This is a genomic window from Streptomyces sparsus (assembly GCF_054776295.1).
Window position 1 is genome coordinate 1 of the sequence record NZ_BAAHCA010000128.1, and the last position, 8,631, is coordinate 8,631.

An 8,631-nucleotide genomic window follows, 5' to 3' on the forward strand; every position below is an offset into this window, starting at 1 on the left:
GCGGACTCGTCGGAGGTGGACGCCGCGGGGGTGGACGCCGTCGCGTCGGTCTCGGCGGTCCTCTGGTGGGGCGTCACCGCCCGGTGGCCGCTCACGCCGGGTCCGTCTCGCGCATCGGGACGCGCACGCCGCGTTCGGCGGCGACCTCGTCGGCCCGCTCGTAGCCGGCGTCGACGTGCCGGATGACGCCCATGCCCGGGTCGTTGGTCAGCACCCGGCGCAGCTTCTCGCCGGCCAGCGCGGTGCCGTCCGCGACACAGACCTGACCGGCGTGCAGCGACCGGCCCATGCCGACGCCGCCCCCGTGGTGCACCGACACCCACGACGCGCCGGACGCCACGTTGACCATCGCGTTGAGCAGCGGCCAGTCCGCGATGGCGTCGGAGCCGTCGAGCATCGCCTCGGTCTCCCGGTAGGGCGAGGCGACCGAACCGCAGTCCAGGTGGTCGCGGCCGATGGCCAGCGGCGCGCTCAACTCACCGCTCGCCACCATGTCGTTGAAGCGCTCACCGGCCCGGTCCCGCTCGCCGTAGCCCAGCCAGCAGATCCGGGCGGGCAGGCCCTGGAACGTGACCCGCTCACCGGCCAGCTTGATCCAGCGGGCCAGCGACTCGTTCTCCGGGAAGAGGTCGAGCACCGCCCGGTCGGTGGCGGCGATGTCCTTGGCGTCACCGCTCAGCGCGGCCCAGCGGAACGGTCCGCGGCCCTCCGCGAACAGCGGCCTGATGTAGGCGGGGACGAACCCGGGGAACGCGAACGCCCGGTCGTATCCGGCGAGTTGGGCCTCGCCCCGGATGGAGTTGCCGTAGTCGAAGACCTCGGCGCCCGCGTCCAGGAAACCGACCATCGCCTCCACGTGGCGGGCCATGGACTCGCGGGCCCGCTGGGTGAAGTCGGCCGGCTTCTCGGCGGCGTACGCGGCCATGTCGTCGAAGTCCACACCCAGCGGCAGGTAGCTCAGCGGGTCGTGGGCGCTGGTCTGGTCGGTGACGATGTCGATCGGCGCGCCCATCGCGAGCAGGCGCGGCAGCAGCTCGGCGGCGTTGCCCAGCAGCCCGACGGACAGCGGTCTGCGCTGGTCCCGGGCGGTGGTGACCAGCTCCAACGCCTCGTCGAGGGAGTCGGCCCGCACGTCGAGATAACCGTGCTCGATGCGGCGCTCGATCGCCCGCGGGTCGCAGTCGACGCACAGCGCGACGCCGTCGTTCATGGTCACGGCGAGCGGCTGCGCGCCGCCCATGCCGCCGAGTCCGGCGGTGAGCGTGATCGTGCCGGCCAGCGAGCCGCCGAAGCGCTTGGCGGCGACCGCCGCGAACGTCTCGTAGGTGCCCTGCAGAATGCCCTGGGTGCCGATGTAGATCCACGAACCGGCCGTCATCTGGCCGTACATGGTCAGCCCCAGCTGCTCCAGCCGGCGGAACTCCTCCCAGTTGGCCCAGTCCCCCACCAGGTTGGAGTTGGCCAGCAGCACCCGCGGCGCCCACTCGTGCGTGGTCATCACGCCGACCGGGCGGCCGGACTGGACGAGCATCGTCTCGTCGGCCTTGAGCGTGCGCAGGGTGCGGACCATGGCGTCGAAGGACCGCCAGTCACGGGCCGCCTTGCCCGTGCCGCCGTAGACGACGAGCTTGTCCGGATGCTCGGCGACCTCCGGGTCGAGGTTGTTCTGCAGCATGCGCAGGGCGGCCTCCTGCTGCCACCCCAGGGCACTGAGCTCCGTGCCTCGTGCCGCCCGTACGGGTCGCGGTCCCGACATCAGCCGTGCCTCCCTCTCGCTCCACCGGATCGAACTATTCATCCACTCTACGGGTTGAATAGAACTAGTCAACAGGACCGGCCGGGACGGACCCGGGGGACGGGCCCCGGGCCGGGTACCTCGGGCGGGCCCGTTCGACGGCACAGGGCTGGGCTCGGTCAACGGCAGGGGCGGGGCTCGGGTGGCCCGCACAGGCGGTCTCGGCCGGCGGCACGGGTTCGTGTTTGGCTGGCCGGTATGACTCGTCAGCCCGACACCAGCAGCGACCACCCCGCCCCGGCGGACGACGCCGGGCTCGCCACCCGCCGGGACCTGGCCGTACGGGCGGCCGTGCGCACGGGCCTCGTGCACGCGGACCAGCCGATCGCCGGACTGCTCGACACCGCGGCGGTACGCGCGTCCGCCGCCGCGCTGCACGCCGCTTTCGACGCCGTGCGAGCCCCCGGCCAGCGTGTGCAGCACACCTTCGCGGTGAAGGCGGCGTCCCTGGTGCCCGTGCTGCGGTTGCTGGACCAGGAGGGCGTCGGCTGCGAAGTGGCCAGCCCCGGCGAACTGGCACTCGCCCGCGCGGCCGGCGTCGCACCGCGGCACACCGTACTGGACTCCCCCGCCAAGACCACCGCCGAGCTGAGCCAGGCCCTGGACCTGGGCATCGCCGTCAACGTCGACAACCGCGAGGAGCTGACCCGGCTGGACGCCCTGATCGGCTCCGGCCGACCGCGCGCCGCCGTCGGCCTGCGGGTCAACCCGCAGTTGGGCGCCGGTTCCATCGACGCGATGAGCACCGCCACCGCCACCTCGAAGTTCGGAGTGGCACTGCGCGACCCGGGCGCCCGGGAGTGGGTGCTGCGCGCCTTCGCCGAGCGCCCCTGGCTGACCCGCCTGCACACCCACACCGGCTCCCAGGGCGTGCCGCTGGACCTGATGGCGACGGGCGTCCGGGAGACCTGGCAGCTGGCGGTGGAGATCAACCGCACCACCGGCCGCCGACAGGTCACCGGCATCGACATCGGTGGCGGCCTGCCCGTCAACTTCGCCTCCGACGAGGTGGAGCCCACCTTCGCCGACTACGCGGAGCTGCTGCGCGAACGGGTCCCCGGGCTCTTCGACGAGGGGTTCGACCTGGTCACCGAGTTCGGCCGGTCGCTGCTCGCCAAGGCCGGCACGATCGTGGCCCGCGTCGAGTACACCAAGACGGCCGGCGGTCGCCCGGTCGCCGTCACCCACGCCGGGGTGCAGGTGGCCGCCCGCACGGTGTTCCACCCCGAGTCGTGGCCGCTGCGGGTCGGCGCCGTCGACGCCGAGGGCCTCCCCAAGCGCGGCACCCCGGTCCCCCAGGACGTCGCCGGACCCTGCTGCTTCGCCGGTGACCTGGTGGCCCGCGACCGCATCCTGCCGCCGCTCGACCACGGCGACTTCGTCACCCTGGCCGACACGGGGGCCTACTACTTCTCCAACCCCTTCGGCTACAACAGCCTGCCGCGCCCCGGCGTGCACGGCTACCGCGTCAGCGGCACCCACGTCCGGTTCGCCACCGTGCGAGCCCCGCAGACGCTGGCGTCCATCGTGAGCGAGTCCGGCGGGGACCACCGGGACGCCCTCGGCGAGCTGTGACCGGTCGCCGCGGGAGGCCCGCCGCAGGAGACCCGCCGCAGGAGGGGCGGGCCCCGGGGGCCGGCACGACGACGGGGGCGCCACGGAGGCGCCCCCGGTAGGGCGACGGACCCGTCACGGCGACGGACCCGTCACGGCGGGGTGGCCCTCAGAGAGACAGGCCCGTCACGGCGAGGTGGTCGTCAGAACGAGGTGATGACGCGGTCGGCGAGCACGTACACGGACTCGTCACCGCAGGCGAAGGTCAGTGCGAACGCGCCGGAGACCCCGGACCCGCCCAGCAGGTACGGCTCGTCGCCATTCCGCAGTGCCTGCGCGAGACGCTCGGCCGTCTCCCGGTGGCCGGGCGACATGCACACCGTGGTGCCGTCGGCGAAGACGTACACGTCGAGCGTGCCCAGCGGCCCCGGACGGACGTCCGACAGCTCCGTCCGCGCGGCCGCCAGCTCGGCGAGGCGCAGCATCGTGCGCCCGTCGTCGACCGGCGGCTCCACGCTCTCCTGCTCCGGAACAGCCGGCTCACCGTTGAGCGAGTAGTGCGGATCGGAAGGATGCCGACGACGCGCAGCCGCCAGCTCGGACGACTCCGTGCCCGCCTCGGCCGAGGCGGGTGCGTCCGCCGCGTCCCGGCCCGCCTGCCGGGGCAGGTAGGCCTGCCCCTCGCGTGCCTCGTCCATCAGCGCCTCCAGCGACGCGGCGTCCGTGGCGCTCACCGCGTAGTCGTCGGACGGGTCGATGCCCTCGATGTGTTCCGCGGACCCGGTGGCGAGCGGCGCCCCCGCGTCCAGCAGGTCGGTCTCCCGCGCCTCCTGGGCGGCCCAGAACGCCCTGGCCTCGGCCAGCTCACGCTCCCGCTCCTCGGCGAGCGCGTCAGCCACCGCAGCCCGGACGTCCTCCACCACGGGGCTGCGCCGCGCAGCGGGTACCGCGACGGCCGCCGTGGCGGCCAGCTCCTGACGGAGTCCGGTGACCTCGCGGCGCAGCCCGCGGGCGGTGTGCAGTGCAGCCCCGCCGAGCGTCACAGCGACGCCCGCGGTGATCAGCAGGGTGAGGGATATGGCGCTCACTGACGTACTCCCCATTCGGAAACGGCCCCCTGAATTCCTACCGCAGCTTTCCTGGCGGCACCTCTCGACCATCTCAGAAACTGCCATATATGGGGCAGTCGAAAAACGGACCCTCACAATCCACATCGCCCTGACCAGGCAAAATACAGCGCCCCCAGGGGAAACATCACATCCTGGGGGCGCTTCCGTCTCATCACGGCATCCCTGGTGATCCACGTCACATAACAGGCCACACCGGGCAGTTGGCCGTTCTGACCCATCATCGGACGGTCACACAAAGCGCCAACTCGGCCACCAACAGGCAGCACTGGCAGGCGATCAGTGACCCACCGCGTCACGCTCACTACACACGGGCGTCAAGCCGAGCCACCTCCACAGCGGACAAGTTCGGGCTCAGCCGCACACCTCCCCGCTCACGCTCCGCCTCGCCTCCGCTACGGGCAGGCGCCGCCCTCGTACCTCGGACCTCTACTGGCACGGCCCCACCCTTCGCTGCGGCTCAGCTCAGCCGCACACCCTCCCCGCTCACGCTTCACTTCGCCTCCGCTACGGGCAGGTGCCGCCCTCGTACCTCGGACGACCCCCACCCTTCGCTGCGGCTCAGCTCAGCCGCTCGATCACCATCGCCATTCCCTGGCCGCCGCCGACGCACATGGTCTCCAGGCCGAACTGCTTGTCGTGCCACTGGAGGGAGTTGATGAGGGTGCCGGTGATGCGGGCTCCGGTCATCCCGAACGGGTGACCCACGGCGATGGCGCCGCCGTTGACGTTCAGGCGGCTCTCGTCGATGCCCAGGTCGCGGTAGGAGGGGATCACCTGGGCGGCGAACGCCTCGTTGATCTCGACCAGGTCGATGTCGCCGATGGAGAGGCCCGCGCGGGACAGCGCCTGCTTGGACGCCTCGACCGGACCGTAGCCCATGATCTCCGGGGACAGGCCGGAGACGCCCGTGGACACGATCCGGGCCAGCGGGGTGAGACCCAGCTCGCGCGCCTTGACGTCCGACATGATCACCAGGGCGGCGGCGCCGTCGTTGAGCGCGCAGCAGTTGCCCGCCGTCACCATGCCGTCGGGGCGGAAGACCGGCTTCAGGCCCTGCACGCCCTCCAGGGTCACGCCGGCGCGCGGGCCGTCGTCCTTGGACACCACGGTGCCGTCGGGCGTCGTCACCGGGGTGATCTCGCGCTCCCAGAAGCCGTCCGCGATGGCCTTCTCGGCGAGGTTCTGCGAGCGGACACCGAACTCGTCCATGTCCTGGCGGGTGACGCCCTTCAGCCGGGCCAGGTTCTCCGCCGTCTGACCCATGGCGATGTAGACGTCCGGGACCTGGCCCTCCTCGCGCGGGTCCGTCCAGCCGTCGCCGCCCTGCTCGGCGCGGGCCGCGGTGCGGGCCTCGGCGTCGGCGAACAGCGGGTTGTGGGTGTCGGGCATGCCGTCGGAGGAGCCCTTGACGCTGCGCGAAACCATCTCGACGCCGGCCGAGATGAAGACGTCGCCCTCACCCGCCTTGATGGCGTGCAGCGCCATCCGGCTGGTCTGAAGCGAGGACGAGCAGTAGCGGGTGATGGTGCAGCCGGGCAGGTGGTCCATGCCGAGCTGCACGGCGACCACCCGGCCGAGGTTGTGGCCCTGCTCCCCGCCGGGCAGTCCGCAGCCCAGCATCAGGTCGTCGATGTCCCGCGGGTCGAGCTCCGGCACCTTGGCGAGCGCGGCGGCGATGATCTCCGCGGTCAGGTCGTCCGGGCGGACGTCCTTCAGGGACCCCTTGAACGCGCGGCCGATCGGCGAACGGGCGGCAGAAACGATGACTGCTTCGGGCATCTCGGCTCCAGGAGGTAAGGGGGGGTAGAACTGTGAGGGAAGCTACCCGCGCGTAGCGCGAAGGTCACGGGCCCGCACGTGTGACACGGCTCGCAGCACCCGACCCGCCGCACGCGCGTGCTTTACCACCAGGACGGGAACGGAACAATAAAGGTCCTTCCTTCGTTCAAGGCAGTGCACTAGCGTGCGGCCTTTGCGAAACCATTACTCTGGTGGAGAAGGTCGTACCGAACGGCCATGGAGGAGTGAGATGAGGAGCAGCAACCCGGTCTTCTCGCGTCGGGGGTTCAACCAGGTCGGGCAGCAGCAGGCCGGTAACCCCTACGCCCAGGGCGCACCTGTGGCCGGACCGTCCGCGAACAACCCCTACGCCCAGCCGCAGCAGGGTGCCCCGGGCTTCCCGCCCGCCGCCCCGCCGCAGGCCGGCGGCCGGATGACGATGGACGACGTCGTCTCCCGGACCGCACTCACCCTCGGCACCGTGGTCGCCGGTGCGACGGTCGCGTGGCTGCTGAACCTGTCGATGTTCGTCGCGATCGGCGCGGCCATCGTCGCGATGGGTCTGGCGTTCTGGCAGGCATTCAAGCGCAAGGCATCACCCGGCCTGATCCTGACCTACGCCGTCTTCGAGGGTGTGTTCCTCGGCGCGGTCAGCAACATGATCAACGAGGTGCGACCGGGCGCCGCCATGCAGGCGGTCATCGGCACGATGGCGGTCTTCGCCGCCGTGCTGTTCCTCTACAAGACGCGCATCATCCGGGTGAACCGCCGGTTCACCCAGTTCGCGATCGCCGCCGGTATCGGTTACGCGATCCTGTCGCTGGTCAACCTCGGTTTCGCGATCTTCGGCGCCAACGAGGGCATGGGCTTCCGTACCGGCTGGGTCGGCGTGCTCATGGGCATCGCCGGTGTCTGCATCGGTGCGCTGTTCCTCTCGCTGGACTTCAAGCAGGTCGAGGACGGCATCGCCTACGGCGCGCCGCGTGAGGAGTCCTGGCTGGCCGCGTTCGGTCTCACCGTGACGCTGGCCTGGATCTACTTCGAGTTCCTGCGCCTGGCCTACATCATCGGCTCAGGGGACTGACCGCTGGGACGCGCCGCACCACCAGGTGTCGGCACCCCGGTACCACCGCAAGGGCCCGTGAGGCAGTGTCTGCCTCACGGGCCCTTCGCATGCCGTGAGCGGGCGTCTCCTGCCCCGTGGCGGGGCGTGGGACGGGAAGTGGTGAGCGGTTCAGAACTTGCGCGCTGCCCGTCCGCGCCGCAGGTCGTGCTCGTGGACGATGGCCTTGGCGTGGCCGTAGGCGAGGTTGTGCTCGCCCCGGAGCCAGCTGACCTTCTCCTCGAAGCGGAAGAAGGCGGGCCCGTCGTCCACCGCGCGGAGCCAGTCGTTGATGGCACGGCCGGTGCACTGCGGAATACGGGCGAGCAGGTTCTGATGGGTCTCGTCGGAGAAATCCTGGGACATCGGCGCCTCCGGACGCTTTCGCTGAGCCTTCTCGCCACCGTGCCTGAGTACCGGGCCGTTGGCAACAGGGTGTACGGGGCGCATAGGCTTGCGCCCGTGCTCGACCTGAATCCGCTGCTCATCGCCGTCGACCGGCTCGCCGACCGGTTGCGGGCCATGCCGCAGAGCGCCCTGCACCGCGGCGCTGCGGCAGAAGGGCTGGCACTGGCCAGGGAGCTGGCTCATCGCGCCCAGCAACTGGAAGGCGTGCCGCGGCCCCCGCGGGAGCTTCCCGACGTCGGAGCGTTCGCCGTCGGCGACCAGCTCGCGGTGGCCGGCCACGACCTCGTGGAGGCGCTGCGAGACCACACCGGCGACAGGACGGCGGCCGAGAACGCGGCCGAGGTCGAGGCCCTGCGGAAGCGGCTGGCCGCCGTCGACCTGACCCCACCCCGACGCGGATAGGCCCCGGCCGCCGACCCCGGCCCGGTTCGGGAACCGTCGGGCCCGACGCTCACTCCAGGAAGAGGCCGCGTTCGGTGGCCCGGGTGTCGAACTCCTCCAGGCGGGCCTGGGCTTCGGGCAGGTGGTCGCACATGGCTTCCAGCAGCACCCGGCCGAGCAGCATCGGGCCGCAGGCGGTGTCGAAGGCCAGCCCGGTGCCGACGGCCGCGGGCAGCAGCACGTCCCGCGGGTCGGCGACCGGCGCGAACGCACTGTCGGCGACGGTCACGATCCGCAGGCCGGCGTTGCGGGCGTGGGTGAGGGCGTCGGCCACCTCACGCGGGTGCCGGGGCAGGGCGAAGCAGAGCAGCGCCGTCGCGCCCGCCCGGACGGCACCGTCGAGGCGGTCGGCGAGCATCGTGCCGCCCTCGTCGAGCAGCCGGATGTCGGGGTGGACCTTCGCCGCGAAGTAGGCGAAGCCC

7 protein-coding genes and 1 pseudogene are annotated in these 8,631 nt (G+C 71.8%); 3 read left to right on the forward strand and 5 right to left on the reverse strand.

What is annotated here, in order from left to right:
• Positions 1–91 precede the first annotated feature (91 nt).
• The gene (gene hutU / locus ACYVE9_RS09500; RefSeq protein WP_461027314.1) at positions 92–1,756 is read right to left on the reverse strand and encodes a urocanate hydratase; all 1,665 of its coding nucleotides are present in this window, start codon (positions 1,754–1,756) and stop codon (positions 92–94) included.
• Positions 1,757–1,993: 237 nt separating this feature from the next.
• Between hutU and ACYVE9_RS09505 the strand changes: the two genes are divergently transcribed.
• Complete coding sequence (locus ACYVE9_RS09505; RefSeq protein WP_461027315.1) at positions 1,994–3,370, forward strand: type III PLP-dependent enzyme domain-containing protein; 1,377 nt, start codon at positions 1,994–1,996, stop codon at positions 3,368–3,370.
• 182 nt (positions 3,371–3,552) lie between these two features.
• On the opposite strand, the gene ACYVE9_RS09510 is transcribed toward ACYVE9_RS09505, so the two are convergent.
• Positions 3,553–4,437, reverse strand: coding sequence for a hypothetical protein (locus ACYVE9_RS09510; protein ID WP_461027316.1), 885 nt, complete (start codon positions 4,435–4,437; stop codon positions 3,553–3,555).
• A gap of 600 nt (positions 4,438–5,037) precedes the next feature.
• Entirely contained in the window at positions 5,038–6,258 is a 1,221-nt protein-coding gene (locus tag ACYVE9_RS09515) for an acetyl-CoA C-acetyltransferase (RefSeq protein WP_461027317.1), read from the reverse strand.
• A 250-nt stretch (positions 6,259–6,508) separates the two neighbouring features.
• Between ACYVE9_RS09515 and ACYVE9_RS09520 the strand changes: the two genes are divergently transcribed.
• Entirely contained in the window at positions 6,509–7,342 is an 834-nt protein-coding gene (locus tag ACYVE9_RS09520; RefSeq protein ID WP_461027318.1) for a Bax inhibitor-1/YccA family protein, read from the forward strand.
• A gap of 150 nt (positions 7,343–7,492) precedes the next feature.
• On the opposite strand, the gene ACYVE9_RS09525 is transcribed toward ACYVE9_RS09520, so the two are convergent.
• Positions 7,493–7,726 (reverse strand): DUF4287 domain-containing protein, encoded by a 234-nt coding sequence (locus ACYVE9_RS09525; protein ID WP_461027319.1) that lies wholly within the window; start codon positions 7,724–7,726, stop codon positions 7,493–7,495.
• A gap of 96 nt (positions 7,727–7,822) precedes the next feature.
• On the opposite strand from ACYVE9_RS09525, the gene ACYVE9_RS09530 reads away from it, so the two are divergent.
• Positions 7,823–8,170 carry a hypothetical protein gene (locus tag ACYVE9_RS09530; RefSeq protein ID WP_461027320.1) on the forward strand — a complete coding sequence of 116 codons (348 nt, stop codon included), beginning with the start codon at positions 7,823–7,825 and terminating at the stop codon, positions 8,168–8,170.
• A 49-nt stretch (positions 8,171–8,219) separates the two neighbouring features.
• On the opposite strand, the pseudogene ACYVE9_RS09535 reads toward ACYVE9_RS09530, so the two are convergent.
• A pseudogene (locus ACYVE9_RS09535) lies at positions 8,220–8,631 on the reverse strand (MurR/RpiR family transcriptional regulator); the annotation flags it as partial.

Excerpts from the sequence above, each read along its gene's own strand:
- hutU (WP_461027314.1), bottom strand. The coding sequence starts at position 1,756 with ATGTCGGGACCGCGACCCGTACGGGCGGCACGAGGCACGGAGCTCAGT.
- ACYVE9_RS09505 (WP_461027315.1), top strand. The coding sequence starts at position 1,994 with ATGACTCGTCAGCCCGACACCAGCAGCGACCACCCCGCCCCGGCGGAC.
- ACYVE9_RS09515 (WP_461027317.1), bottom strand. The coding sequence starts at position 6,258 with ATGCCCGAAGCAGTCATCGTTTCTGCCGCCCGTTCGCCGATCGGCCGC.
- ACYVE9_RS09520 (WP_461027318.1), top strand. The coding sequence starts at position 6,509 with ATGAGGAGCAGCAACCCGGTCTTCTCGCGTCGGGGGTTCAACCAGGTC.
- ACYVE9_RS09525 (WP_461027319.1), bottom strand. The coding sequence starts at position 7,726 with ATGTCCCAGGATTTCTCCGACGAGACCCATCAGAACCTGCTCGCCCGT.